Annotated in this window: 24 protein-coding genes and 2 pseudogenes; 11 read left to right on the top strand and 15 right to left on the bottom strand. The window is 61.3% G+C overall.

The genetic code is table 11. The annotated features are described in order from the left end of the window. Nucleotides 1-22: 22 nt before the first annotated feature. The 3 genes from TabM4_RS21550 to TabM4_RS21540 all read right to left on the bottom strand — a co-directional run bounded on the left by TabM4_RS21550 (nt 23) and on the right by TabM4_RS21540 (nt 3687). Entirely contained in the window at nt 23-1549 is a 1527-nt protein-coding gene (locus tag TabM4_RS21550; RefSeq protein WP_434622356.1) for a sugar ABC transporter ATP-binding protein, read from the bottom strand. 71 nt (nt 1550-1620) lie between these two features. Continuing rightward, nucleotides 1621-2592: a sugar ABC transporter substrate-binding protein gene (locus TabM4_RS21545; RefSeq protein ID WP_434622354.1), complete on the bottom strand. Its 972-nt coding sequence runs from the start codon at nt 2590-2592 to the stop codon at nt 1621-1623. A 45-nt stretch (nt 2593-2637) separates the two neighbouring features. After that, nucleotides 2638-3687 carry an ABC transporter permease gene (locus tag TabM4_RS21540; protein WP_434622352.1) on the bottom strand — a complete coding sequence of 350 codons (1050 nt, stop codon included), beginning with the start codon at nt 3685-3687 and terminating at the stop codon, nt 2638-2640. 310 nt (nt 3688-3997) lie between these two features. Between TabM4_RS21540 and TabM4_RS21535 the strand changes: the two genes are divergently transcribed. After that, complete coding sequence (locus TabM4_RS21535; protein WP_434622350.1) at nt 3998-4903, top strand: helix-turn-helix domain-containing protein; 906 nt, start codon at nt 3998-4000, stop codon at nt 4901-4903. Nucleotides 4904-5039: 136 nt separating this feature from the next. On the opposite strand, the gene TabM4_RS21530 is transcribed toward TabM4_RS21535, so the two are convergent. The 9 genes and pseudogenes from TabM4_RS21530 to TabM4_RS21490 form a co-directional block, all read right to left on the bottom strand. Further along, nucleotides 5040-6545 (bottom strand): aldehyde dehydrogenase (NADP(+)), encoded by a 1506-nt coding sequence (locus tag TabM4_RS21530; protein WP_434622348.1) that lies wholly within the window; start codon nt 6543-6545, stop codon nt 5040-5042. Nucleotides 6546-6556: 11 nt separating this feature from the next. Next, nucleotides 6557-7696 (bottom strand): fumarylacetoacetate hydrolase family protein, encoded by a 1140-nt coding sequence (locus TabM4_RS21525; protein WP_434622832.1) that lies wholly within the window; start codon nt 7694-7696, stop codon nt 6557-6559. Continuing rightward, nucleotides 7689-8552, bottom strand: coding sequence for an aldose 1-epimerase (locus TabM4_RS21520; protein WP_434622346.1), 864 nt, complete (start codon nt 8550-8552; stop codon nt 7689-7691). Before TabM4_RS21520 ends, TabM4_RS21525 begins: the two co-directional genes overlap by 8 nt. A gap of 9 nt (nt 8553-8561) precedes the next feature. Next, complete coding sequence (locus TabM4_RS21515) at nt 8562-9275, bottom strand: SDR family oxidoreductase (RefSeq protein WP_434622344.1); 714 nt, start codon at nt 9273-9275, stop codon at nt 8562-8564. 10 nt (nt 9276-9285) lie between these two features. Beyond that, a complete protein-coding gene (locus tag TabM4_RS21510; RefSeq protein WP_434622342.1) occupies nt 9286-10038 on the bottom strand; it encodes an ATP-binding cassette domain-containing protein in 753 nt (250 codons plus the stop codon). 3 nt (nt 10039-10041) lie between these two features. Next, nucleotides 10042-11022: an ABC transporter permease gene (locus tag TabM4_RS21505; protein ID WP_434622340.1), complete on the bottom strand. Its 981-nt coding sequence runs from the start codon at nt 11020-11022 to the stop codon at nt 10042-10044. 60 nt (nt 11023-11082) lie between these two features. Next, nucleotides 11083-12063 carry a sugar ABC transporter substrate-binding protein gene (locus tag TabM4_RS21500; protein ID WP_434622338.1) on the bottom strand — a complete coding sequence of 327 codons (981 nt, stop codon included), beginning with the start codon at nt 12061-12063 and terminating at the stop codon, nt 11083-11085. A gap of 24 nt (nt 12064-12087) precedes the next feature. Further along, entirely contained in the window at nt 12088-13293 is a 1206-nt protein-coding gene (locus TabM4_RS21495) for a mandelate racemase/muconate lactonizing enzyme family protein (protein WP_434622336.1), read from the bottom strand. A 7-nt stretch (nt 13294-13300) separates the two neighbouring features. After that, a pseudogene (locus TabM4_RS21490) lies at nt 13301-14008 on the bottom strand (FadR/GntR family transcriptional regulator). Between the two features lie 91 nt (nt 14009-14099). Between TabM4_RS21490 and TabM4_RS21485 the strand changes: the two are divergent. The 4 genes and pseudogenes from TabM4_RS21485 to TabM4_RS21470 form a co-directional block, all read left to right on the top strand. Then, nucleotides 14100-14984: an SMP-30/gluconolactonase/LRE family protein gene (locus TabM4_RS21485; protein WP_434622334.1), complete on the top strand. Its 885-nt coding sequence runs from the start codon at nt 14100-14102 to the stop codon at nt 14982-14984. 10 nt (nt 14985-14994) lie between these two features. After that, nucleotides 14995-15180, top strand: a complete 186-nt coding sequence (locus TabM4_RS21480) for a hypothetical protein (protein WP_434622332.1) — start codon at nt 14995-14997, stop codon at nt 15178-15180. A 289-nt stretch (nt 15181-15469) separates the two neighbouring features. Next, nucleotides 15470-16150 carry an IS6 family transposase gene (locus tag TabM4_RS21475; protein ID WP_434622276.1) on the top strand — a complete coding sequence of 227 codons (681 nt, stop codon included), beginning with the start codon at nt 15470-15472 and terminating at the stop codon, nt 16148-16150. A gap of 57 nt (nt 16151-16207) precedes the next feature. Next, nucleotides 16208-17095, top strand: a pseudogene (locus TabM4_RS21470) (hypothetical protein); the annotation flags it as partial. A gap of 39 nt (nt 17096-17134) precedes the next feature. Here TabM4_RS21470 and TabM4_RS21465 read toward each other — a convergent pair. Together TabM4_RS21465 and TabM4_RS21460 are read right to left on the bottom strand one after the other, a co-directional pair. Then, entirely contained in the window at nt 17135-17815 is a 681-nt protein-coding gene (locus tag TabM4_RS21465; RefSeq protein ID WP_434622276.1) for an IS6 family transposase, read from the bottom strand. A gap of 626 nt (nt 17816-18441) precedes the next feature. Beyond that, nucleotides 18442-18879 (bottom strand): MerR family transcriptional regulator, encoded by a 438-nt coding sequence (locus TabM4_RS21460; protein WP_434622330.1) that lies wholly within the window; start codon nt 18877-18879, stop codon nt 18442-18444. 83 nt (nt 18880-18962) lie between these two features. Between TabM4_RS21460 and TabM4_RS21455 the strand changes: the two genes are divergently transcribed. From TabM4_RS21455 to TabM4_RS21435, 5 genes are read left to right on the top strand one after another with little or no spacing between them, the layout of a single operon-like run. Then, nucleotides 18963-21278 (top strand): heavy metal translocating P-type ATPase, encoded by a 2316-nt coding sequence (locus TabM4_RS21455; protein WP_434622328.1) that lies wholly within the window; start codon nt 18963-18965, stop codon nt 21276-21278. Between the two features lie 4 nt (nt 21279-21282). After that, complete coding sequence (locus tag TabM4_RS21450) at nt 21283-21906, top strand: methyltransferase family protein (RefSeq protein WP_434622326.1); 624 nt, start codon at nt 21283-21285, stop codon at nt 21904-21906. Beyond that, on the top strand, nt 21903-22388 hold the full coding sequence (gene lspA, locus TabM4_RS21445; protein WP_434622324.1) for a signal peptidase II: 486 nt from the start codon (nt 21903-21905) through the stop codon (nt 22386-22388). Before TabM4_RS21450 ends, lspA begins: the two co-directional genes overlap by 4 nt. Then, complete coding sequence (locus TabM4_RS21440) at nt 22375-22812, top strand: disulfide bond formation protein B (protein WP_434622322.1); 438 nt, start codon at nt 22375-22377, stop codon at nt 22810-22812. Before lspA ends, TabM4_RS21440 begins: the two co-directional genes overlap by 14 nt. Continuing rightward, nucleotides 22809-23468: a DsbA family protein gene (locus tag TabM4_RS21435; protein ID WP_434622320.1), complete on the top strand. Its 660-nt coding sequence runs from the start codon at nt 22809-22811 to the stop codon at nt 23466-23468. Before TabM4_RS21440 ends, TabM4_RS21435 begins: the two co-directional genes overlap by 4 nt. Nucleotides 23469-23474: 6 nt before the next feature. Here TabM4_RS21435 and mntR read toward each other — a convergent pair whose 3' ends face one another. After that, nucleotides 23475-23927 carry a manganese-binding transcriptional regulator MntR gene (gene mntR, locus TabM4_RS21430; protein ID WP_089258449.1) on the bottom strand — a complete coding sequence of 151 codons (453 nt, stop codon included), beginning with the start codon at nt 23925-23927 and terminating at the stop codon, nt 23475-23477. Between the two features lie 118 nt (nt 23928-24045). Here mntR and TabM4_RS21425 point away from each other — a divergent pair, with 118 nt between their 5' ends. Next, a complete protein-coding gene (locus tag TabM4_RS21425; protein WP_089258451.1) occupies nt 24046-25371 on the top strand; it encodes an Nramp family divalent metal transporter in 1326 nt (441 codons plus the stop codon). Nucleotides 25372-25412: the final 41 nt, after the last annotated feature.

Raw genomic sequence — 25412 nt, 5'->3', positions numbered from 1 at the left:
GTTCCCCGTTCGATGCATGGCGTCAGGCAGCATGGGGTTCTGCCTTCGTGGTGGCGAGGGACATGACCGCCTCTTCGGTCACGTCGGACCCTGAGAGTTCGCCGGTCATGCGCCTGTTCGCCATGACGATGACGCGTCCGGAATGCAGCACGATCTCGGGCAATTCGGAGGACACCATCAGGATGGCCAGCCCGTCTGCGGCCAGCGTCTTCAGGATGTCGTAGATTTCGGCCTTGGCGCCGACGTCAATGCCGCGGGTCGGTTCGTGCAGGATCAGAAGCCGCGGTTGCGACACCAGTCCGCGCGCAAGGATGATCTTCTGCTGGTTGCCTCCGCTCAGAGTGCCGATGCGCTGGCCGAAATCGGAGACCTTGGCCCGAAGATCGCCCACATAGCGCCGGGCGGTATCGCGGATCTCGCCCCGCCGCAGCAGGCCAAGGCGGCTGAACCGCCGCAGGGTCGAAGAGACGATGTTCTCGGCCACGCTCATGGTGAGCAGGGCGCCTGCGCCGCGACGGTCCGCGGGGATGAGGGCGATGCCCGCCGCGATGGCATGCGACGGCCGCGACGGCAAAAGCCGGATGCCGCCGATCTCGACCGTCCCGCTGCGGGGAACCAGGCCGAAGATTGCATCGGCCAGGATGTCCTTGCCGCTGTCGGGCAGGCCCGCGACGCCGACGATCTCTCCGGGGGCGACCGTGAAACTGATCCCGTCGATGCGCCCCGGCACGGCAAGATCGCGGATCGCAAGGGCGGGCATCGCATCGGCAGGCGCGGGCCGCGCAAGGCGCGAATACTGTGCCGCCGTGTTCACCGCGCGCCCTACCATATGGGCCACCAGATCCGCCGAGGTCAGATGGGGGCCGTTCTCCAGCGTGACCTGCAACTGCCCGTCGCGCATCACGCTGATCCGGTCGGCCAGCGCCCGCACCTCGTCAAGGTGATGCGAGACATAGAGAACCGTCACCCCCCGCGCCCGCAATGCCCTGACGATGTCGAACAGCCGCTGGCTTTCGGTGGGCGAGAGGGCCGAGTTCGGCTCGTCCAGCACCAGAAGCCGGGCATCCTGCGAAATCGCCCTTGCAATCTCGACCATCTGCTTTTGCGCGATGGAAAGGCTTGCCACCGGATCATGGATTCCGATTTCGGTCAGCCCCAGCCGTTCCAGCGCCTCGCGCGCTGCCTCGGCCGCGCGCCGGCGGTTCAGGAGCGACAGGGCATGCCGCCGCGCAAAGCGGCCCATCAGGACGTTTTCCCCCACCGTCAGGTTCTCGCACAGCGACAGTTCCTGATAGACCACGCGGATCCCAAGCCGCTGGCTGGCCAGAGCCGAACCGATGATGACGGGCTTTCCATCGACAAGGATCGTGCCACTGTTGGGCTGCAACTCTCCGGCGAGGATGTTCATCATGGTGCTTTTCCCGGCACCGTTCTCGCCGATGACAGCGTGAACCTCGCCGGGCCGGAAAGCCACCGACACACGATCCATGGCGGTCACGCCCGGAAAGGCCTTGGTCACGTCCCGCAATTCCAGAAAGGCTGCCGACATGGTCCTGGTATCCGTCCTGATCCCTGCAAAGGGCGCCCCGGAACGCTGCCCCGGGGCGCGCGCCGTTTGTATCAGTTGGCGATTTCGCTGATGTTCTCGGGCGTGTAGATGCCCACGCCGGTATCCAGATCGTCGATCGGGCTGCCGCGCAGGAAGCTGGCCAGCAGGTTCACCGCCTCGAAGCCCTGCCGTTCGGGCGCCTGGTCGATGGTCGCCTGGATCACGCCGTTCGACACAAGCTCGACCGTCTGATCCAGCAGATCGAAGCCAACGATCTTGACCGCGTCCTTCCTGTCGTTGCGCTGAACCCATTCCCCCGCCGCAGGCGTGGAGCAGCATTCCAGCGACAGGATGCCCGTGATGCCCGGATCGGCCAGCATGGCATTCTCGATGGCGGCATAGATCTCTTGCGGATCGGTCCCGGTGTTCAGGGTCCGCACCACCTCGATGCCGGGGAACTGGGCCAAAGCCTCGCGGGCGCCGCCCTCCCGGTCAAGCGACCACTGCGCCGAAGCGTCGAGCGTGGTGATCATCACCCGGCCTTCGCCGCCCATGACCTCGCCCATCAGCTTTCCGGCCTCGCGCCCGGATTGCACCAGATCCTGCCCGGCGAAGACCAGCCGCCCGCTGTCGGGATTGTCGGTATTGTAGGTGATGACGGGGATGCCCGCCTCGATCACCCGGTTGATGAGAGGGGCAAGCGCATCCGTGCTGACCGACGAGATGGCAAGACCGTCCATCTGGTCCATCAGCGTTTCGATCTCGGATATCTGGGCATCGGCATCAGCCCCGACAGGCCCGATGAAGCGGGCGGCGACACCCTCTATCGCATCGCCCTTTTCCACACCTGCCCGGATCGAAGGCGCGAATTCGTTCGATGTGTCGTGATAGGACACGAAGATGTTCAACTCGCCGCCCGCCGCCACCTTCTCCTTGATGCGCGGCGCGAGGTCGAAGCCATCCACGCTCACGGCTTCCGCCGCGACGGATGTGGATAGCAGCATCCCGGATAGAAGCGCGATCGCGCTCACCTTGAGTTTCATAGTCTCCTCCCTCTGGTTTGGTTTGCCTGTGGCGGTCGCCCCGGTTCAACCCCGGGTGCAGCGGATGCTCCATCTGTCGATCGCCACGGCGATGATGATGACCAGTCCGATCATCACTTCCTGGGTGAAGGGCGACACGCCGCTCAGCACCAGCCCGTTGCGCAGCACGCCGATCATGAGAACGCCCAGCACCGTGCCGAGGATGCTTCCGCTTCCCCCGGCCAGCGAGGCCCCGCCCACGACGACGGCCGCGATCACATCAAGCTCCAGCCCCACGCCGGTGCGTCCGGCCTGCCCGCTGGGCAGAAAGGCCATGGACAGAATGCCCGCCGCCGCGGCAAGGCAACCCATCACCACGAAGGCCCAGATCTTCACCGCGTTCACATCGATCCCCGACACCCGCGCCGCCTTTGGGCTGCCGCCCACCGCGAAGATCCGGAAGCCGAAGCTTGTCCGCGACAGCAGGGCCCATCCCAAGAGCGCCGCCAGGATGAAGAAGACAAGTTGCATCGGAACCAGATCGGCGACCCGGCCCTGCCCCAGGGCAAGGAATGTCTCGAGCACGCCCGGATCCGCCCCGTTGCGCACATTGACGGTCACCGGCTGGCCATCGGTCATCAGCAGCGCGATGCCACGGATGACGGACATCATGCCCAGCGTGGCAATCAGCGATGGCAACCGGCCATAGGTGGACAAGAGGCCATTCACCAGCCCGACCAGCATGCCAAGGCACAGCCCGGCCGCGATGGCCGGCGCGACGTTCCAGCCCATGGTGATCAGCATGCCCGCCGCCAGCCCGCTGAGGGCATAGGTCGCGCCGATCGAAAGATCGATCTCGCCGGAAATCAGGACGAAGGTCATGCCGATGGCCATGATGCCGAGCAATGAAACCTGACGTCCGACGTTGAGAAGGTTCGACAGCGTAAGGAAACTGTCGGTGGTCAGCGCCAGAAAGGCGCACAAGACGAGGAAGGCAATGAAGACGCCCGTTTCGCGCGCACCCAGAAGCCGCGACATCGGCGATACCCGGCGCATCCCGGCTCGACCCTGCACCCTGTCTTCTGTCCCTGCCGCGAAGCTGCCCGGCGCGGTCATGCTGTCACTCCGGAAAAGCCGTGGCCATTCCTGCGGCGATGCCGCCGCGCAATAAGGCCACTGGCGAGGCGGGTCAGTTCCAGGTGGGTCCATGCCAGTCGGGACCATGCGGCGCCGTGTTGCCGCCCCGTACGGAAATGGCACTCAGGCCCAGCCCCGCCACGGCACCATTCTCCGCGCTCAGGCCGCACCTGCGGCCGTGCAGCAGGCGCAAGACCGGCGCGCGCTGCTTGGTGATGGCTGGTCAAGATTGGCATTCTTCCCTCCCGGCGGCCTGTGACATCCTCGCTCCGGTAAGGATCGTAAGCGCGTGCAAGGCGTGCGGCGAATAGACGCAATGCGAAAAAGCATGTATGAAACGCGCATGACCGAGAAATCCCATGTCGCCCTTTCAAGAATTAGCCTCTACCATCTGCCCGATGCTGCATCGCGGTATCTTTTCCTTACCGTGCTGCGGGCCGGATGGATCGATGCCGCCCCCGGCGGGGGGGTGTCGCGCAGCGCCTGCCCCGGTGATGATGTGCTTTACTGCCTGTCGGGCCGTGGCGAGGTACGGATCGGTGCGGATACCTACCGCCTAACGCCCGGGCAACTGGTCTGGATCGCGGGGGATGTGCCGCACGCGCACAGCGCCGATCAGAACGATCCCTGGTCAGTCATGTGGTTCCGCATCCAGGGGCCTGATCTTCCCATGCTGCGATTGCGGGTCTTCGGCCAGGGTACGCCGCGCGTCACGATCGCCAGCGGCGCGGAGATGATCGCCTGGTTCCAGGGGCTGTTCAGCATCCTGGCAGACCCGCGGCCCGGCGTGGATGTCCGGCTGAATGCCGTACTCGGCCGGTTTCTGGAACTTCTGACCGGCCCCGCCAATTCCGAGGCGCGCAGCATCCTTCCCGCCTCGCTCGACAGGCTTATCCAGGCGCTGATGCAGAGACCGGAGTCGCGATGGACAGCCGAGGATATGGCACGCATCGCTAGGCTAAGCAGTTCGCAACTGCGCCGCCTGTTCCATCAGCACATGGGCGTCAGTCCACGCACCTTCCTGCGAAACCAGAGGCTGGTTCAGGCGCAGCGCCTGATGCAGGAAAGCGGCATGAGCCTGCAACAGATCGCCGAACGCTGCGGCTTCTTCGACGCCTTCCACTTCAGCCGCGAATTCAAGAAGGTCGTCGGACAGTCGCCCAGTTCCTGGCGCGAGTCAGAATGGGGGAATTGATCGCACACTCAATCCGCTGGACTGTGGAAGATAGACCGAGCCGTCGGCCGAAGCCTCTGCCCCCTTAGGGGGATGCATAGCTAGCGTTCCGCTCGACGCTCGCGAATAATCATCACAGCGTCACTTTTGCGCATGATCAACGAAGTTCTTCGGGCAACAGAGCTGCTGGCATGTTCTGGTAGCTAACCGGGCGGAGCCATCGGCGGATCGACATCGTCCCTACGCTCGTCGCGCCGAAATTGGTGCTGGCCGGATAAGGCCCCCCATGCACCATCGCATCGCAAACCTCGACCCCGGTGGGAAAGCCATTAGCCAGCACGCGGCCTGCCTTACGTTCCAGAACCGGCATCAGGGCGCGAGCATGGTCGGTGTCCGCGCCATCCATGTGAAGGGTGCAAGTCAATTGCCCCTCCAGTGATCGTGCGATCACTTGCATCTGGTCAAAATCGCGCACGCGCACGATCAGACCTAGAGGACCGAACACTTCTTCGCCCAAAGCATGGTTTGCCAGCCAATCATCGCCTGACACCTCGAACAGATTGGGCGTCGCATCGCGCTGGTTGCACGTGGTGGCCAGTACTGTGCGCACACCGGCTGCACCCGCAATCCGGTCGCGACCCGTGCGGTACGCCTCGGCAATTCCGTCCGTCAACATCGTCTGGGCGCCAACCTGAGCGGTTGCAGCCTTCGCCGCATTGATAAAAGTCTGCGCGTCAGGACCATCGATTACGACCGCAATGCCCGGATTGGTGCAGAACTGGCCTGCCCCCATCGTCAGCGACCCCGCCCAGCCCTGCGCGATCTGAGCCCCACGCGCGCTCAGCGCAGCGGGTAGCAAGAACATGGGGTTGACGCTGCCCAATTCACCGAAGAACGGGATTGGATAAGGGCGTCGCGCGCATAGGTCGAACAAAGCGCGTCCACCCGCTAAAGATCCGGTAAACCCGACGGCCTGGATCAGCGGATGCTGAACCAAAGCCTCGCCCACATCGCGTTTCCCACCTTGGATCAAGCTGAACACGCCCGCGTGCAGTCCGAAGGCCCTTATTGCCGCGTCGATAGCCTGTGCGACAATCTCGCCTGTTCCGGGATGGGCAGAATGGCCCTTAACGACGACGGGGCACCCTGCGGCCAATGCAGAGGCCGTGTCGCCACCCGCCGTAGAAAAAGCCAAGGGGAAATTTGAGGCGCCGAAGACCGCAACCGGCCCGATCGGACGCTGGACCAGCCGGATATCGGGGCGCGGCAACGGTTTGCGGTCGGGTAGAGCGACGTCGTGGCGTGGGTCCAGATAGTCGCCCTTGCGAATATGGGAGGCGAACAAGCGCAACTGGCCGGTCGTGCGCCCGCGCTCGCCTTCCAAACGCGCGGCAGGCAGGCCTGTTTCCGATGTGCCTATCTCGGTGATCGCTTGCGCACGGGCTTCGATCTCGTCTGCGATGCGGTCAAGGAAGTCAGCCCGCACGTCGCGTGACAACGCTGAGAAAGACCAAAATGCCTCTTCCGCCGCGCGCACAGCGGCACCGACATGTGCCGCCGTTCCCACAGAGTAGTCGCGCGCCTCGCCCGTTGCGGGGCTCGACCGGAAACGCGCCCCTCCGTCCACCCATTCCCCAGCGATCAGATGTTTACCGGTTAACATGCCTATGTCTTTCAGATGAGGCCGCGTGCGGCGAGATTAGCCATCAGGGCCCGAACGCCAAAAGTCCACTCCGGGCAGTCGGTTGACAACTGGACGGTGTTGCGCAGCACGCCGAGGCCAGGGGCGGCAATTGAAACGACATCGCCGATCTTGTGCGTGAAGCCTCCACCGGGTTCGTTCCGATCCTGCGTTGGCGCAAAGAGTGTTCCCAGAAACAGCATCAGCCCGTCAGGATACTGATGATGTCGTCCGATTGTTTGAGCGACCAGATCCAACGGATCGCGGCTGATTTGGGCCATGGATGATTGGCCGTTCAACACAAAACCATCCTCACCTTCGACGAGAAGTGTCAGTTCGGCTCGGCGCACATCATCAAGCCCAAAGTTCGCGTCGAAAAGACGGATAAACGGCCCGATCGCACAAGAAGCGTTGTTATCCTTGGCCTTGGAAAGAAGTAGCGCCGAGCGCCCCTCCACATCCCGAAGGTTGACATCATTGCCCAGTGTCGCGCCCACGATCCGTCCACGGGAAGAAACGGCCAGAACCACCTCGGGTTCGGGGTTGTTCCATTTCGAGATTGGATGAAGGCCAACTTGCGCTCCATAACCGACCGCAGACAGAACCTGAGCCTTCGAAAAGACTTCTGCATCCGGACCGATACCAACCTCAAGGTATTGGCTCCACAACCCCTCTGCCTGTAGGGCAGCCTTCACGGCCATCGCCTCGGGTGATCCAGGGCGGATGTTGCGCAGAGAGTCACCAATGGCCGCGCCAACTCGGTTCCGAATTTCTTCGGCCTTCGCGGGGTCGCCACCCGCGCGCTCTTCGATCACACGCTCTACCATCGATCCTGCAAAGGTCACGCCACAGGCTTTGACCGCCTGAAGGTCGCAGGGGGCAAGGAGATGCGGCACTGACAGATCTCCCACTTTGGCTGCAAGAAGATCGTCAAGCGAACCAACGGCGCTACCCTCTGCCCGCGAGACATAATCCGCGGGGTCATCCATTTCGCAGATATCGCGGACCAAAGGAGCCTTCTGTGGGGTGATGTCCATCACCTGACCATTGCGCAGAGTCACGACCGAAGGCCCGCCAGCAGCAGGATTCCAGATGCGCCCCAGAAGGACGGCGTCAGCAGGGAGATCACGCATCATCGATGTTCCATTCCAGTGTCACGCCAAGGGTCATCTCTTCCCCCGGAGCCAGAATAAGCAAGCCAGGACATCCTGGCAGCGCGTGGGCATCTACCGGATGTGATACCGGTTCGAGACAGAAGAAATCCGCCGTGCGCCCGGGAGAGTAAAGAAGCAGGGTCGCAAGACCCGCGCCTGAAAGGCGCACCGAATGCGCGCCCTTGCCCTGCAGAATCGTCGCTGTTCCCGCCCAACCGGAAAACCCGGCGTTGATCCAGCTGTCTGGAAGCGGGCGTGGTTGGTCGAAACTCAAGTTAGGTGGAGGCTCGATAGGGTAGCGCGTTGCGGGAAGATGACGCACATCCTCTGGCCAGTATTCTTTGGCCGAAAAGGAGATAGACGTCTCGCTATCCCTTGGGAACCATGGGTGGAAACCGCCTCCGAAAGGCAGCGGCATGGACGCTTTGTTGCGCAGGACAAGCCTCGCCTCGAGCCGTTCATCCCGAAGGGCATAGGTCAACCGTGCTGCATAGCGCAAAGGTCCGAAGGCCCCGTCTGGTAGATCGAGGCAAACAGCATCAGGAGCCAAACCGCTGACCCGCCACGGCCTTTGAAATGCGTCCCCATGGATAGGGAAGGCTTCTCCTGAAAGGTTCGGGGCTAGAGGAACCGGGATGCCATCAACAACGATGGGTGCAGAGACCCTGTTTGAAAACGGAGCAAGAATATTCATGGCCCAGGCGAAAGGATCTTCTGCCTGACCGGGCTTCAAGGGTCGCAAGATGGGCAGACCGTCTGCCTCTAGAAGCGCAAGCGCTGCACCGTTTTCCGGTCCAATGAGCGCACGAGCACCTCCTGCGAGCAGTTCGATCATCGCCCCCTCTTACCAGCCGCCATCTATCGCAATGTTCTGGCCAGAAATCATTCGCGCACCATCGGAACAGAGGAAAAGGGCAAGCCTGGCGACGTCTTCGGCATGAATGCGAGATTTGACGCATTGCCGTTCAAGGACCCAAGCGTTGTATTCCTCGAGTCGATCCGCAAAGACACGGTTCTCTGCTTCCGAGACCACGGCACCGGGGGATATTGCATTGACCGTGATCCCATGCGGCCCGAGCTCGCGCGCCATGCCCTTGGTCAATCCAAGCATCGCGCCCTTGGACGCGACATAGGGAACATAGCCATCCCACTGACCGTTGAGCGTGATCGACGTCAGGTTGATGATCCTTCCCCAGCCCTTGGTCTTCATGGCCGCGGCGACTGCGCGTGTCAGGACAAATGCCGCCGAGGAATTAACCCGGATCTGATCCTCATATTCACTGAAGCTAAAGGCATCATGCGGCTTGTTGATGATGAGAGCCGCATTGTTGATGAGTGCGTCTACCGGATCCCGCGCGGCAAGGCCGGATGCAGCTTCCTCGGTGGCAGCAAGGTCGTTGAGGTCCACCCCGAGCCAGCCCATGCCCTCTGGCACCGCCCCGCCGGGCCGATCCAGCACCGTGACACGGTCCCCCGCCGCCACAAAAGCCGCGGCCATCGCTCGGCCAATCGTGCCGAGACCACCGGTGATCAGAATATGTCTGCCCTGCCCTTCCATTCTCGCCTCCTCACAGAACGTCATGGACTTCTTCAATCGAGGTTTCGGTGATCTTCTTGTCGAGAACCACACGGCCATGGGCCATCGCAACAACCCGGTCGCAGCACGCAAAAACATGGTGCATGTTGTGACTGATGAAGATACCCGTCACCTTTTGCGCTGATAGGGATTTCACGAAGCCGATCACTTTGTCGGTTTCCTTGACCGACAGATGGTTCGTCGGTTCATCAAGGATCAGCACTTTGGATTTGAAATGCATCGCCCGAGCGATCGCCACACCCTGCCGCTGCCCGCCCGAAAGCTCGCCCACCAAGGCATCGGGCGAGCGCAGATGCAGGTCAACATCGGCAATCGCCGCAACGCTTTCGGAACGCATCCTCGCCTCGTCAAGAATGCCAATCCCGAAGAACGAAGTTTTCAGTGGTTCGCGCCCGATGAAGAGGTTGCGGGCGATGGACATGCTGGGGACCATGGAATTGTATTGGTAGATCGTCTCGATCCCCTGGTCCATCGCGTCCCGCGGTCCTTTCATGCGCACCGCGCGCCCATCGACCAAAACCTCACCCTCATCGGGTTGGTGTAAACCGGCGAGGATGGAGATAAGCGTCGACTTGCCGGCCCCATTGTCACCGACGAGGCCTACCGCTTCGTTCCGTTGAAAATCCAGACTGACACCACGCAGCGCATGCACACCGGAATACCATTTATGCAGGTCGCGCACCGAGATGACGGGGTCTGCAACCTTGCGAAAATCCGCCTGCATCGTTTAGCCCTCCACCTTCATGGCCCGGCCGCGCTTGCGGAGCCAAGAGTTCCCGACCACAGCGAGGATCGTCAGAGCCCCGATGGCAAACTTGAACCAGTTGGAGTCGACCCTGCTCAAAACCAGCCCGTTGTCGATCACCCGGATCAGGATGGCGCCGATGATCCCCCCGAGGATGGAGCCGATGCCCCCGGTCAGCACCGTTCCGCCGATGACGGCTGCCGCGACTGCAGCAAGTTCAAGTCCCTCGCCCATGGACGGCAGCGGGGATCCCACCCGCAGCACCTGAATCATGCCCGCAAATCCGGCAAGGACCGAGCAGATCATGAAGCAGGCGATTTTCACACGCGCCGTCGGAATGCCCATAGCATTGGCTGCGGGAAGAAAACCGCCGGTCGCGCGGACCCAATTGCCGAAGTTTGTCCGCGAGAGAAGAAGGCTGACCAGAATGGCAATCGCGAGAAACCAGATGAACGAGGCGCGGATAAGCTCGCCAGGGCCAATGAACGCAACAAAGAGGTGATCGGGGATCTGGTCCATATTCAGACGTGGCGGGAAGCCACCCGAGATAACCACGGTCAGCGACCGCGCCATGAAAAGCATCCCGAGCGTCGTGATGAAGGAGGGAATTGCGTAGCGGATGGTTAGCCAACCATTCGCAAAGCCAACTGCAGCACATAGAGCGAGGCCGGCAAGGACAGCAGGCAGAAACGGCCAACCCTCAGCCATCAGCACGGCCATGCTCATGGGCATGAGAGCAAAGACAGACCCGACAGACAAATCGAATTCGCCGCAGATCATGAGGAGCGTCACACCTACGGCGACAAGTGCCACTTCTGGCAGAAGGCCCAGTACCCCACGCAGATTTGCCGCCGAAAGAAATACTCCGTTCGACAGGATCTGGAACAGCACGACCAGAAGCGCCAACAGCATTGCTGCGGCAAGTTCCGGCTTTTGCAGGAATGTTTTTACCAGAAGTCGCATCCAGGTCGTCCTTATTATTAAGGCAGCTTCCGGGCCCATGAGGGCCCGGAAGTGAAGTCGTCAGCGCAAGCCTTGCGCCGAGAGTTCCATGATCGCATCCGCATCGGCAGGTGTGACAATGCCCTGTCCGGTGTCCACGTTGGCCGGCGCAAGGCCCACCGTTTCATTGAGGTAGACCATCATCACCGGCATGAAGCCCTGCATGTAGGGCTGCTGATCCACTTGCACCTGGATGTAGCCCTTCTGCATCTGCTCGACTGCTTCAGGCACAAGGTCAAAGCCCCCAAGCAGAACCTGCCCCGGTTCGATACCCCGATCCGCCAGAACACGTGCCACCGACGCGTGCCAGAACCCTGTATCGAAATAGGCCGTGGTGTCTGGATTGGCTGCCAGATATGCGCCCACGCGGTCCGCGGTTACAGCGAGGTCTGTGCCGCTGTCGATCCGCTCCCACGTGATGTCTCGCCCTGAACTCGCCTTGTATTCCTCAAGGAAGTTGATCACGCCCTGCCCACGCTGTTCCGACCAGTTCTGACCGGGCGCAGAAATACCGACCAGCACCTTGATCGGTCCTTCGGCAGGGAAATTGGTGGATTGGGCCTTCCCAAGTGAGTAGCCGGCCGCAACAAAGCCCTGACCGACAAAGGCCTGTCGCGGATTGCCTGCTGCACCTTCGAGATCATCAACATTCACGCCAATGACCGTGATCCCCGCATCACGCGCCCGTTGAAGCACTTCGTCCAGGGCAGTGTTGTCCACGATGGAGGTCAGAATTGCATCGGGCTGCTGCGCGATGGCTGCCTCGAGGTTCGCCAACTGATCCTGGATCGATCCTTCTGTCTGTGTGAACAGCATCTGGCAGGTCGCATTCACCTTGCCACAAGCGTCGTCATAACCCTTCTTCACAGCCTGCCAGAAGGTGTTGGAAGCCGACGAATGATGGGTGAAGATGATGTCCAGACCATCCTGCGCCTTCACCGGCAAGGCAGCCGTCATCAGCAAGGCGGCTGTGGCGGCCGCCAGTCCAGTAGTCTTTCTCATGGTTTCCTCCCTTGGAATTTAGCTTCAGATCGTGGTCGCGTCGGACCTCTTGCGCGACAGGGTGAAGGCGCGGCCGATATCAGGATGGAGTTCCATCCCAAGGCCTGGCCCAGGCGGCACCGTGATCATGCCGTCCTTCACTTCCGGAAGAGCGGTGACAAGATCACGATACCAAGTTCGGTAGAAGGCCCTCACACTCTCCTGAACGAGAGCGTTGGGGGCATTCAGCGACAGATGGGTAGAGGCGCAAAGCACCACTGGCCCCGTGCAGTCATGTGGCGCAATTGGCAGATGCCAAGCTTCTGCCATGGAGGCGATCTTGCGCGCCTCGGAAAGGCCACCACACCAACTCAGGTCCAGCATGACGACACCTGCTGCACCAGTTTCCAGAAGATCCCGGAAAGCCCAGCGGGACCCGAGGGTCTCGGAAGCCGAAATCGGCGCAGGGCTCGCAGCAACATATCGCTTCAGGCTGGCGAGGCTGTCCATGCGGATCGGATCCTCGTGCCAGAACGTGCCAAAAGGTGCCAAGGCCTTTGCGATCTGGATGGCCGGCAAAAGCTGCCACATCGAATGGAACTCGACCATGATGTCCATCTTGTCGCCGACGGCAGCACGGATCTTTTCGAACGGGCGCAGGGCATCCTTGAGGTCCGGAACGGAGATGTATTGGCCGCGCGACTTTTCGGCGGCCATGTCAAAGGGCCAGATCTTCATGGCAGTGATCCCTTCTTCAAGAAGGGAATGCGCGAGTTCATCCGCTCTGTGCAGGAAACCGTTCAGGTCGTCATAATCTTTACCACCCCCCGCAATCGCATAGTTTGCAGTGGTCTGTCCGGTGGCTTTCTTGATGTAGTCAGTGCCGGCGCAGGTATTGTAGGTTCGGATCCAGTCGCGGGAAAATCCCCCCAAAACCTGTGCGATGGGCTGCCCGACCGCCTTTCCAAAGATATCCCAAAGGGCAATATCGAAGGCTGAATTGCCCCGGACTTCAGCACCGGAAGAACGGAAGCCAAGATAACCGACAAGATCGGACGAGAGGCGATCAATCTGCAGTGGATCGCGCCCAATGACACGCGGCGCGATCCACTCATGCACATGAGCCTCAACCGTAGCCGCGCCAAAGAAGGTTTCGCCAAGGCCGACAATTCCCTCATCCGTGCCAACCTCAAGCCAAAGCAGATTGGGCCGTTCGGCGATGCGGATGGTATCGATGGAAGTGATTTTCATGGTTCCCTCAGGTCAACCCGGCCGAAACAAGCGCGCGCACGCTTTCGTCGAAGTGCAAGGACATGGCTGCAACGGCACGTTCCGGATCTCCTTCCGAAACTGCGGCAGCAATCCTCTCGTGATTGGCAATCATGGATTCACGCGCTTCGACCGTCGTCCGGCTGCGCCAACCGATTGGCCAAGTCTGCGCGGTGATGCCCTGGAACGCGCCAACGATCAGCCCGAAGACCGGGTTTTTCGAAGCGCGGGCCAGAGCCATATGGAAGGAAAGGTCATGGTGCATCAATGCTTCGGAAACGCCGATACTTGCGCGCATGGAGGCCGCTTACCTGCGAATGATATCCGCCTCCTCCTCGCTCCGGCGCAGGGCCGCGAGGGTCACGATCCGCGTTTCGATGGTGCGGCGCACATCGTAGATCTGCTGAATGCTGATCTGGTCCGTATGCACGCCGTGTTCGATGATCAGCGACATCGCGCCGTGATCGATGGGTGCCACCGTTGCACGCTTGCCGGTCGCCAGTTCGATGATCCGCATCGCCGCGAGCGATCTGAAAGCCTCACGCACCACGGTGCGCGACACTTGCAGATCCCGAGCAAGGGTCGCTTCGGACGGCAGTCGATCACCAGGCATCAGGTCTTGATCCCGGATCAATCGGGTGATGGCACCAACAGTGCTGGATACCAGGCCCCCACTCTGCTCTACCAGATCCGGCATCCCAGACACCCCAAAGCTGTCATACAGGTTTGTATTGAATCGTTGATAGATTCGTCCTAGCCTCTCTGTCAATGGCTTTGGAGACCCGTGCATGACTGCTCACATGATCTTTCCTGCTGCTGATATCGTTGGAGAGAGCCTCGTATGGGATGACGCACGCGCGTGCCTTGTCTGGGTGGATATCATCGGGCGACGCATCCATCGGCTGAACCCGGCTACTGGTGAGCATCAAACCTGGTCTACGCCTGGACGCGTCACCTCGATCGGGCTGCGCAAAGATGGCGGGGCAATCGTGGGACTTGAGCGACACATCGCGCTGTGGGACTGGGGAGACGCATTCCACATCGTTTGCGAGGTCGAACCTGACCTCCCCGCCAACCGCCTGAATGAGGGTGTTGTTGGTCCGGATGGCGCGTTCTGGATCGGGACCATGCGGAACAACATCGGCGACGATGATGGGCCAGTCCCGATCGAAGGTGCGCACGGAACGTTATACCGCTTGACACCTGACCTCACCCTATCGCGCGTCACCGAAGATCTGTTCGGCATCACCAATACGCTGGTCTGGCCGACGCCTGGACGTCTGGTGACGGCAGACAGTCTCGCTAATGCACTATTTTCTTATGAGATTCGCGATGGCCATCTTTCCGGGAAACGCCTGTTCCAGACCGGCTTCGAGCGCGGAGTTCCAGACGGCTCCTGTCTTGATGCCGAGGGGTTCCTCTGGACAGCCCGTGTTGCAGGAGGCGCCTGTTTGACGCGGACTGCGCCGAGCGGTGAAATCGTGCAGGTGGAAAACCTTCCTTGCTCTTGGCCTACAAGCTGCGCCTTCGGTGGGCCCGATTTTGCAACCTTGTTCGTAACATCGGCGCGATTCACCATGACAGCAGAGTATCTGCAGGCCCATCCACACGAGGGTGGGATCTTCGCCGTTCAACCGGGTATAAGGGGCCGCCTTGCCGCGCGCTTCGGCTAGAGTGGCCACCATGCCCTTCCCGACCCGCCCCAACCAACGTCGGCTGGCCTGCAGCGACAGATCAGGCGCTGAGGATTTCCACCTTCATGGCACTTCAAATTGTAGTCAACATGTGGTCCTGAAGATGAATGGCGAAAGCATCCAGAACGGCTCGACCAGCACGATGATTGTCCACGTGCGCTTCATCGTCGCCTAAATCTCACAACTCATGGCGCTTCGGCCTAAAAATCTTGAGAAGACGCAGATCGATGGAGACCCTTGCCGTGAGGACGCTATCAGACATCGATGGTCCTTTCTGGTTTTTGAATGAGAGAGACGATCGGATGCATCAACCCTACTGCACCTGAAGGGCCACGAGCCCGACAAGGAGGGCAAGAAGTGCAGTCAGGATTGCAAGGGGGATCTGTCGCAAATTTTGGCAGTTGACGCCGCAGGCCGTGGCGCGGGACCTTTCATCGCGACCTGCTGAGAGAGGAAACTCGCGAATGCTTTCGTTCAAAGGCGCTCATTTCCCGAAGGATGTGATCCTTTTCGCGGTGTTCTTCTATGTTCGCTACACCGTGTCTTACCGAGACCTGGAGGAGATTATGGCTGAGCGCGGCGTGGTGGTCGATCACGCGACCCTCAACCGATGGGTCGGAAAATATTCACCGCTGATTGCCGAGACTGCACGTCGTCGAAAGGCGCCATGTGATCGGTCCTGGCGAATGGACGAGACTTACATCAAGGTCAAAGGTAACTGGGTTTATCTGTATCGGGCCGTGGACAAGTTTGGGAAAACTCTGGATTTCATGCTCTCTGAGCGCCGCAACAAAGGCGCGGCAACGAAGTTCTTCGCGCGTGCGCTCGAGATCAACGGCCTGCCGCGCAAGATTGTCATCGACAAGAGTGGCGCCAACACAGCCGGCCTGAAGGCGATAAACCAACTTTTGAAACGTTTTGGCTGTCCGGTCCCAATTGAGATCACACGGATCAAATACCTGAACAACATTGTTGAGCAGGATCACCGGACGATCAAGAAACGGATCCGACAGACGCTCGGGTTCAAGTCCTTCGCTTCGGCTTCAGCGACCCTCGAAGGGATCGAGGTGGCGAACATGATCCGCAAAGGGCAGCTGACGCCCGGAATCTGTCCGTTCGCCCAATTTGCTGCCTTGGCAGCGTGAACCCGGTGTCGAAACGACTGTTCGGATACTCGCGCGAAAACTTGCGACAGATCCCCCCTGACCTGGGTAGAAGAGGTCGAGGAGAGATCCGAAGATGATCTGTGGTTCCTGCCCGGTCCGATCGAAGACGAGCCCGACGATCTGCCGCCTAGCCCAAGGGGCGAACCCCGCGAGACTGCGATCCTCGACGACTGGCGCAAAGCCGAGGCGGACAATGCCGCGCGGCTCGCCCGTGTCGCAGGTCGGCTCGGTGGGCTGGACGAGCGGTTGCGGAGGGGGCCTGAGGGCTGGCGCCACAGGCTCGCCCTGATCGAAGCGGCCGACCTAAGCTGGTTCGCAGGCGACCGCATCGGGCCGGATCGACTGGCGCTCTGGATCGCCCTGCGCCTGTCTGGCGTGCAGGACGACAGTGTCGCCCTGGCGCGGGTCGGATGGGCGGTTCGGCGCCTGATTGGGGGGCCAGGGCCGGAGGTGGACCTGGCCGCTTTTGTGGATCGTCGTGACCCCGAGAACTTGGCGGATGAGGCGGAGCCCTTTGCGGATCGCGCGGGCGGTTGGCTGGACCTGATGGCGCAAGCTGCCGACCTGCACCCGATCAGCCGTGCCTGCATGGGCTTTCACATTTGGAGTTTGGCGGGTCTCGGGCAGCACGGAGACCGGATGGAAGCGGCTGTCACGGCCGCGCGGATTGCGACCGGAGAGGGCAGGAGAGCGATATTTGCCCCTCTCGCCATGGGCGGGGCAGGCGGGCTGCGCGCCGGTGGCACTGCTGCTGAACGACTGGTGCGATGGCTCGACGGGATGGAGACAGCAAGCCGGACCGCGATGCGGCACCTTGACGACATCGAGGCTTGGTCAGCGCGGTCCGAAACCGAGATGGTCACGCTCTCGGGCAAAACGCCCCCAGCCTTGCGCGCAGTTCTGACCGAAGGATCTGTCGCAAGTTTTCGCGCGAGTATCCGAACAGTCGTTTCGACACCGGGTTCACGCTGCCAAGGCAGCAAATTGGGCGAACGGACAGATTCCGGGCGTCAGCTGCCCTTTGCGGATCATGTTCGCCACCTCGATCCCTTCGAGGGTCGCTGAAGCCGAAGCGAAGGACTTGAACCCGAGCGTCTGTCGGATCCGTTTCTTGATCGTCCGGTGATCCTGCTCAACAATGTTGTTCAGGTATTTGATCCGTGTGATCTCAATTGGGACCGGACAGCCAAAACGTTTCAAAAGTTGGTTTATCGCCTTCAGGCCGGCTGTGTTGGCGCCACTCTTGTCGATGACAATCTTGCGCGGCAGGCCGTTGATCTCGAGCGCACGCGCGAAGAACTTCGTTGCCGCGCCTTTGTTGCGGCGCTCAGAGAGCATGAAATCCAGAGTTTTCCCAAACTTGTCCACGGCCCGATACAGATAAACCCAGTTACCTTTGACCTTGATGTAAGTCTCGTCCATTCGCCAGGACCGATCACATGGCGCCTTTCGACGACGTGCAGTCTCGGCAATCAGCGGTGAATATTTTCCGACCCATCGGTTGAGGGTCGCGTGATCGACCACCACGCCGCGCTCAGCCATAATCTCCTCCAGGTCTCGGTAAGACACGGTGTAGCGAACATAGAAGAACACCGCGAAAAGGATCACATCCTTCGGGAAATGAGCGCCTTTGAACGAAAGCATTCGCGAGTTTCCTCTCTCAGCAGGTCGCGATGAAAGGTCCCGCGCCACGGCCTGCGGCGTCAACTGCCAAAATTTGCGACAGATCCTCTGATCTCTGCAGGCTTATTGGCAAAGCGGCCTACGATGCCCGGGTTATTAGAGTCGCTGAACAATTCGGATGCGCAAGGTTCGCGGCCATCCTTGCGGTCCATGGCCACGCGGTCATCGCGTCTGAGATATCGCGATGAGAAGAGAAACTCCGAATTCTAATTCATCGTGGCCACGGTAAGCAGTCGTTGACCAGCTTTTTGGTTTGAGCGATTGCTTGTTACGTGACGTCTCGCGCCGGTCAGGAGGGAAAAAAGAACGACTGGTGCGTTAGTCAGACATGATTCGACCACTACTGCTCTGCACGCCAGGAACCGAAAGGAAATGATGTAGATCTCATCATTCACCGCACCCGACCTTCTTGCAAGATTCGAAAGTACCAAGGTTAACAGACTGGAGAAGATGGCAGGACTTGCCAAACCGGGAACCAGTCAAAGTTTTGTTGCGACTTGGCGCGTATATGTCCAATAGATGAAGCACACCGCGATCTCGCGCCGACGCTGCTCCGGCATCAACCGCACGCGCGCTTTTGGCGGCCGTCAATTCGGCTCAGGCTCGGGGTGGCGGTGATCAGCAGAGCATAGGGAATGGTCGCCCAGCACTTCGATCACCCGGCAATCGGCGATTTTCCCGCCTGCGCATTGCACGACCATGCGTTCCAGTTCGCTTTTCAACGCCGTCAGCCTCGCAAGACGGCTTTCGACCTCAGCCAGTTGCGCCTTGGCGATGGCATCGGCGGCGGCACAGGATTTGTCGGGCTTGTCCGACAGGCTGAGGAGGTCGCGGATTGCCTCGAGGCTGAAGCCCAGGTCTCGGGCGTGGCGGATGAAGGCCAGCCGTTCCAGCGCTTTGCGGCTGTAAAGCCGCTGGTTACCTGAGCTACGCTCCGCTTCGGGCAAAAGGCCGATCTGCTCGTAGTAGCGAATCGTCGGAACCTTCACCCCGGCGGCTTCGCCCAATTTTCCGATGGTCAGCATCAGATTCCTCTTGAAGCTATAGTTGCTAGAGACATTAAGTTACTGATTCGATGAAATCAACTGCCCGCCCTGCGGCAGGAGGAATGACGATGCCAGAAGCTGCACGCGAAACGTCCTGCGACTGGACAGTGACAGGCATGGACTGCGGGTCCTGCGCAACTAAAATCAAAGATGCTGTCGCGCGTCTGCCGGGAGTAAGCGGCGTTGAGGTCGGGATCATGTCGGAGCGCCTGCGACTGACGCTCGATGAAACACAGACCGGGAAAGACAGGATCGAGAAGACTGTCCGCGCACTTGGCTACGAGATTGCGCCACGCACGGCATCGGCGAAGAAAGAGTTCGTTTTGCCCGGACAAGCTGCAGTCGAAAAGACTGACGCGGATGCGGATGTCAATCACGCCAAACACGATCATGCCAGTCACAATCATGCCGGTCACGATCACGGCCTAAAGGCAGCCGGCACCAAGCAGGACGAGTCCAGCCACGGTAGCGCCGGCCATATCCATGACGACCCTGCTGACCGGAGCAAGCGGTGGTTTCAAACGGCCAAGGGTAGGCTGGTGATCTTCACTGCCTTTTTGCTGGGTGCCGCCTGGATCATCGAATATCTTGCGCCCGAGATCGGCAAATGGGCCTTCGTCGCGGCCTGTCTGATCGGCGTGGCCCCGGTGGCGCAGCGTGCCTTTGCGGCATTGCGGATGGGGCAACCATTTACCATCGAAAGCCTGATGACCATCGCTGCCATCGGCGCGCTGTTCATCAATGCGGCCGAAGAGGCGGCGTTGGTCGTTTTCCTCTTCGCCGTGGGCGAAGTTTTGGAAGGCGTCGCGGCAGGCAAAGCGCGCGACGGGATCCGGGCGCTGGCAAATCTTGTCCCGAAGACCGCGCAACTCGTCACCGGCGACACCACGCGCGAGGTGCCTGCCGCAAGCCTGAACGTGGGCCAGACCGTGCTGGTCCGCCCCGGCGACCGGATTCCGGCGGATGGCGAGATCGTGGACGGCACGTCGGGCGTCGATGAAAGCCCGGTCACTGGCGAAAGCGTGCCCAAGACGCGCGGGCCGGGGGATGCGGTCTTCGCAGGCGCAATCAACACCGAGGCAGCGCTGCGGGTAAAAGTCACTAAGGGCGCGGAAGACAACACCATCGCCCGCATCATCCGTCTGGTCGAAGAGGCCGAGGAGGCCCGCGCGCCGACCGAGCGCTTCATCGACCGCTTCAGCCGCTGGTATATGCCCGCCATCGTTGCCGTGGCGGCGCTGGTGGCGCTGGTGCCGCCGCTGGCGTTCGACCAGCCTTGGGACACCTGGGTTTACCGCGGTCTTGCCCTACTGCTGATCGGTTGCCCTTGCGCGCTGGTCATTTCGGTCCCCGCTTCCATGGCCTCGGCTATGTCCACGGGCGCGCGGCGCGGCCTCTTGATGAAAGGCGGTGCCGTGATCGAGGCGGCGGCGAAGGTTGATGTCGTGACCTTCGACAAGACCGGGACGCTGACACATGGTCGTCCACAGGTGACGGACGTCGTGCCGTTCGGGGCCACCACCGAAGCCGAGCTTCTGGCCGTTGCGGCCGGGGTCGAGACGGGGTCGAGCCACCCGCTGGCCATCGCCATCCTGAACAAGGCAAAGGACGCAGGCGTGGCCGCGCTGTCGTCGCAGGATGCAAAGGCGTTGATGGGGAAAGGCGTGGTCGCGACGGTGGGTGGCGCGCCCGCATGGGTCACCTCTCCGCGTTACGCGATGGAACATGGTGGGCTTGAAGGCCTTGGTTTGCGACAGGCCACAATCTTCGAAGAGGATGGCAAGACCGCTGTTGCGGTGTTCCAGGAGAAGACCCCACTTGGGTTGATCGCCATGCGAGACGAGCCACGGGCGGACGCCAAGGATGCTGTGCGCCAGCTGACGGCCATGGGGGTGACCTCTGTGATCCTGACCGGGGATAACCCCCGCACAGCCTCCGCGATTGCCGGAAGCCTCGGCCTGCGGTTCGAGGCCGACATGCTACCCGAAGACAAGCTCGCCTACATCCGCGAGATTGGCTCCAAGGGTGGCGTCATGATGATTGGCGACGGTATCAACGATGCGCCGGCGCTGAAGCAGGCGTCGGTCGGCGTGGCGATGGGCTCGGGCACCGATGTGGCGCTGGAAACCGCCGATGCGGCAATCCTGCGCGACCGGGTGACAGACATCCCCGCCACGATCCGCCTGTCGCGTGTAGCGATGGCCAACATCCGCCAGAACGTGACCATCGCATTGGGGCTGAAAGCCGTGTTTCTGGTGACCTCGGTTTTCGGTCTGACCGGCCTGTGGATTGCGATCCTGGCCGATACCGGGGCGACAGTGCTTGTGACCCTGAACGCCCTGCGCCTGCTTCGGTTCAACCCTGAGCGTGAGAGCTGACATCATGATCTCAGGTTTTGGCTGGGCCGCGTTGGCCCTTCTGTTCGGCTATCTGGCTCTGTTCTTCTGGGGTAGTGCGCTGGCGGCGCAAGCGGCGGGTCGGCCTGTCTGGCTGTTTTCGCGCGCCACGGGACGCGACCGTCTGGCTGCGATGGGCTTCCGTCTCGCCTTCGTACTTGCCTTTTTCGGGCCACTCCTCTGGCTCGCCATGCCTGCCCTGCACAAGGTCGATCCCCTCTGGACCGAGGGGGGTGCCGTGGTCCTCGGCCTGATCGGAGTATTTGTCGCCGGACTTGGCGCGATGGTCGCCTTTGCAGCACAGATGTCGATGGGATCGTCGTGGCGCGTCGGCGTGGCAGGCGGCGAGACCGGCGATCTGGTCTCGAACGGTCTCTACCGCTTCAGCCGCAACCCAACCTTTGTCGGTCAGTTTGCCCTGCTGGCAGGTGTTGCGATGGCGGTTCCGGCAGTCCCGACAGTCCTCGCGCCAATCCTGTTTCTCTGGTCGGCCAGCACGCAAGTCCGGTCGGAAGAGGCCGCCCTGCGCACCGCAATCGGGTCTGACTATGACCGCTACGCCGCATCGGTCCCGCGCTGGATCGGCCTGAACCGAAAGGCTGCACGATGACCCGAGCGGTGCTGATCTGCCTGATCGTTGCCACAGTGGTGGCAGACCAATTGACCAAGGCAGCGGCCCTGTCTGCGCTGTCGCAGGGGATTGCGGTCCCGGTTTTTCCGGGCTTCAACCTCACCCTTGGCTTCAACGAGGGTGCGAGTTTTGGTATGATGGGTGGCGTCATGGCGGGCAAGCCGCTCCTGATGGCGGCGCTGACGGGCGCGCTGACGCTTGCCTTCGCCGTCATGGCTTTTCGGGCGCAGCACCCGCTGGAACGAATAGGTTATGGCCTGGTTGTGGGTGGGGCGCTTGGCAACATCATCGACCGCCTGCGACAGGGTGCCGTGACCGATTTTCTTGATTTCTATTGGCGCGACTGGCATTGGCCCACGTTCAACGTCGCCGATATTGCGATCACTCTGGGCGCGGTCTTGATCCTTGCCGCCTCTCTTCCCCTTCGACGCCGCAAGGAGCCTGTTCTTGACCAAAGCTGACCCGCAGAGTCTGTCGCGCGACGATCTCTCACTGATCGCCGCCTTCCTGATTGCATTGGCGGCGACGCTTGGCGCGCTCTTTATCGGCGAAGTGTTGGGACAGATGCCCTGTACGCTCTGCTGGTATCAGCGCATCGCCATGTTCCCGCTCGTGCCAATCCTTGGTCTGTCGCTCTGGCGTGCAGACGGCATAGCGCGCACATACGCCTTGCCGTTGACCTTGGCCGGGCTGGCGCTAGCGGCCTGGCATTCGGGCCTATACGCCGGCCTCTTGCCCGCGCCTATCGTGCCTTGCACTGAGAATGGCCCATCCTGCACCGGCGAAGTGCAGATGATCCTTGGCCTGCCCATCCCCTATCTTTCAGCGGTCGCCTTCGCGGCGATCCTTGTTTGTCTCCTCTTGCCGAAAGGGCACCGCCCATGAATCGCCGCAACCTCCTGATCGGAGCATCCGCAGTCGGGCTCGCCACCTTTGCAGGCGGCGCCATCATCCTGAACCGTCGCCGCGCAGCCGAGGCCGAGGCACTGGCAGCCGCCACGCCCACCGCAGATCAGGCGCTTTTGGTCCGAGAGTATTCCCCCAGCTTCGGTCCCGCCGATGCGCCCGTCACATTGGTCGAGTTCTTCGATCCCTCTTGCGAGGCCTGCCGCGCTTACCACCCGGTGGTGCAGGAAATCCGACGGCAGTTTCCGACGCAGGTCCGCGTTGTGCTGCGCTACACCGTCTTCCACGAAGGCTCGGACGAGGCCGTGCGCATCCTCGAGGCCGCGCGGATGCAGGACAAGTTCGAGCCGGTGCTGGACGCACTTCTCGAGCAGCAGCCCGGTTGGGCCGTTCATGGCTCGCCAGAGATGGATGTCGCTTGGGAAATCGCTGGTGCGGCAGGTCTCGATCTCGAGAAGGCAGAAACCGACCAGTTCTTCCCGGGGATCACCGGAATTCTGAACCAGGACGCGGCCGATGTCGAAGCCCTGGGCATCCGCCAGACACCGACGTTTTTCTTGAACGGAAAGCGGCTGGAAAACTTCAGCGCCGACAGCCTGATCGCCGATGTGCGGTTCGCGGTCGAGAATAGCTGACGGCGTTCAGGACCGGCTAGCGAAGGCCGAAAACAGGGCCAGCGTCCGCTCGCTGACGTGATGCTCGATGCCCTCGGCATCGCGCTCCGCCGTTACGGGATCGAGACCCAGACTGATGAGAAAGCGCAGCACGATCTCGTGCCGCCGCCGGCATTCCTTTGCCAGCGAACGCCCGTCATCTGTCAGAAAGACCGACCGATACTTCGCGCGTGTGATCAGCCCCTCCCGCGCCAGGCGGTCGAGCGTCTTGCTCACCGTCGGCACTTTCACGCCAAGCCGCGCGGCGATGTCCACGGGCCGCGCCTCACCTTGGTCGTGGATCAACTCCGCAATCAGTTCGACGTAATCCTCGGCCAGCTCATTGCGCCGGGCTTCGCGCACGCCCTGAAACGCTCCGGCGCGCAGGTCCGCAGGCCGGTCATCCGATGTGGCGTGGGGTGCAGGATCAAACTCTGTCATCGCGTCAGTGTCGCATGGGATGGATTGACAAGTAAAGGCATAGGGCAGATTTTTAGCCCTGTCTAACTTTGTGCGCCAAGACTTTGGCGCGACCATATGACTGCAGAAAGCAAAATCCATGTCCGCGAACGCTTGGCGTCGAGAGAGCGAGACACCCTCCCTTTCGGAAGTCTTCCGCACTATCGCGGTCGGCAATGGCGGCACCAGCAGGTTCAGGCGCTTCCTTGCTTTCATCGGCCCCGGATACCTAGTGGCCGTGGGCTACATGGACCCCGGCAACTGGGCGACCTCGCTCGCGGGTGGTGCGGCCTTTGGCTACACGCTGTTGTTCGTCGCGCTGCTGTCGAACATCATGGCGATCCTCCTGCAATCTCTCTGCGCGCGCCTGGCGGTCGCGTCGGGCCGCGATTTGGCACAAGCCTGCCGCGACGCCTTTCCGAAGTGGATGTCCATTCCCCTCTGGATCTTTGCCGAACTGGCCATCATCGCCACCGACCTGGCCGAGGTGATCGGCACCGCCATCGGCCTAAATCTGCTCTTCGGCATTCCGCTGGAGATTGGCATCTTCATCACCGCTGCTGACGTGTTCCTGATCCTGTGGCTCCAGAACAAGGGCTTCCGCTGGATCGAGGCTCTGATCATCTCGCTTATGGCGCTAATCGCCGCCTGTTTCGTCGTGCTCATCGCGCAGGCTGATCCGGTGTGGGGTGAGGTCATCGCCGGGTTTGCCCCCAGCCGCGAGATCTTGGGCAACCCGACCATGCTCTATTTGGCGCTCGGGATCATCGGTGCGACCGTGATGCCCCACAATCTTTACTTACATTCCGGCATCGTGCAGACTCGCGCCTTCGGCCTTGACTTGCCCGCCAAGCGCGAGGCGCTGCGACTGGCGACCTGGGACAGCACCATCGCGCTGATGTTCGCTCTGACAATCAATGCCTCTATCCTGATCCTCGCGGCCGCCACCTTCTACACTGCGGGCGAAAACGACGTGGCCGAGATCGACAAGGCGCATTTGCTCCTAGAGCCCTTGCTGGGATCATCGCTGGCGCCGATCCTGTTCGGCGTGGCACTGTTGTGTGCGGGCCTCAATTCCACAGTGACCGCTACCATGGCAGGCCAGATCGTGATGGAAGGGTTCATCAATTTGCGCATCGCCCCCTGGGCGCGGCGGCTCATCACCCGCTGCCTTGCGATCGTGCCCGCGATCTTCGTGATCCTGCTTTATGGCACCGAAGGCGTCGGGCAGCTTCTGATCCTCAGTCAGGTCGTGCTGTCATTCCAGCTGCCTTTTGCCATCGTGCCTTTGGTCATGTTCACCGCCAGCCGCGCCAAGATGGGCGAACTGGTGGCTCCATGGTGGTTGACTGCCGTGTGCTGGTTGATCGCGACGGTGATCATCGTGCTAAACGTGAATCTGCTGTCGACTGTTGTGTTGGGCTAACGCTTGCTTGTTCCTTCTGGATTCCAAGGGTGAAACCCGTC

Origin of the sequence: Tabrizicola sp. M-4 (assembly GCF_051132405.1) — a bacterium.
Taxonomy (GTDB): Bacteria; Pseudomonadota; Alphaproteobacteria; order Rhodobacterales; family Rhodobacteraceae; genus Paragemmobacter.
This window is presented reverse-complemented; position numbering and strand designations above follow the sequence as displayed.

Excerpts from the sequence above, each read along its gene's own strand:
- TabM4_RS21500 (WP_434622338.1), bottom strand. The coding sequence starts at position 12,063 with ATGAGAAAGACTACTGGACTGGCGGCCGCCACAGCCGCCTTGCTGATG.
- TabM4_RS21550 (WP_434622356.1), bottom strand. The coding sequence starts at position 1,549 with ATGTCGGCAGCCTTTCTGGAATTGCGGGACGTGACCAAGGCCTTTCCG.
- TabM4_RS21435 (WP_434622320.1), top strand. The coding sequence starts at position 22,809 with ATGAATCGCCGCAACCTCCTGATCGGAGCATCCGCAGTCGGGCTCGCC.
- TabM4_RS21455 (WP_434622328.1), top strand. The coding sequence starts at position 18,963 with ATGACGATGCCAGAAGCTGCACGCGAAACGTCCTGCGACTGGACAGTG.
- TabM4_RS21530 (WP_434622348.1), bottom strand. The coding sequence starts at position 6,545 with ATGTTAACCGGTAAACATCTGATCGCTGGGGAATGGGTGGACGGAGGG.
- TabM4_RS21525 (WP_434622832.1), bottom strand. The coding sequence starts at position 7,696 with ATGCGTGATCTCCCTGCTGACGCCGTCCTTCTGGGGCGCATCTGGAAT.
- TabM4_RS21505 (WP_434622340.1), bottom strand. The coding sequence starts at position 11,022 with ATGCGACTTCTGGTAAAAACATTCCTGCAAAAGCCGGAACTTGCCGCA.
- mntR (WP_089258449.1), bottom strand. The coding sequence starts at position 23,927 with ATGACAGAGTTTGATCCTGCACCCCACGCCACATCGGATGACCGGCCT.
- TabM4_RS21480 (WP_434622332.1), top strand. The coding sequence starts at position 14,995 with ATGCCCTTCCCGACCCGCCCCAACCAACGTCGGCTGGCCTGCAGCGAC.
- TabM4_RS21520 (WP_434622346.1), bottom strand. The coding sequence starts at position 8,552 with ATGATCGAACTGCTCGCAGGAGGTGCTCGTGCGCTCATTGGACCGGAA.
- TabM4_RS21510 (WP_434622342.1), bottom strand. The coding sequence starts at position 10,038 with ATGCAGGCGGATTTTCGCAAGGTTGCAGACCCCGTCATCTCGGTGCGC.
- TabM4_RS21450 (WP_434622326.1), top strand. The coding sequence starts at position 21,283 with ATGATCTCAGGTTTTGGCTGGGCCGCGTTGGCCCTTCTGTTCGGCTAT.
- lspA (WP_434622324.1), top strand. The coding sequence starts at position 21,903 with ATGACCCGAGCGGTGCTGATCTGCCTGATCGTTGCCACAGTGGTGGCA.
- TabM4_RS21485 (WP_434622334.1), top strand. The coding sequence starts at position 14,100 with ATGACTGCTCACATGATCTTTCCTGCTGCTGATATCGTTGGAGAGAGC.
- TabM4_RS21545 (WP_434622354.1), bottom strand. The coding sequence starts at position 2,592 with ATGAAACTCAAGGTGAGCGCGATCGCGCTTCTATCCGGGATGCTGCTA.
- TabM4_RS21540 (WP_434622352.1), bottom strand. The coding sequence starts at position 3,687 with ATGACCGCGCCGGGCAGCTTCGCGGCAGGGACAGAAGACAGGGTGCAG.
- TabM4_RS21475 (WP_434622276.1), top strand. The coding sequence starts at position 15,470 with ATGCTTTCGTTCAAAGGCGCTCATTTCCCGAAGGATGTGATCCTTTTC.
- TabM4_RS21425 (WP_089258451.1), top strand. The coding sequence starts at position 24,046 with ATGTCCGCGAACGCTTGGCGTCGAGAGAGCGAGACACCCTCCCTTTCG.
- TabM4_RS21495 (WP_434622336.1), bottom strand. The coding sequence starts at position 13,293 with ATGAAAATCACTTCCATCGATACCATCCGCATCGCCGAACGGCCCAAT.
- TabM4_RS21465 (WP_434622276.1), bottom strand. The coding sequence starts at position 17,815 with ATGCTTTCGTTCAAAGGCGCTCATTTCCCGAAGGATGTGATCCTTTTC.
- TabM4_RS21460 (WP_434622330.1), bottom strand. The coding sequence starts at position 18,879 with ATGCTGACCATCGGAAAATTGGGCGAAGCCGCCGGGGTGAAGGTTCCG.
- TabM4_RS21515 (WP_434622344.1), bottom strand. The coding sequence starts at position 9,275 with ATGGAAGGGCAGGGCAGACATATTCTGATCACCGGTGGTCTCGGCACG.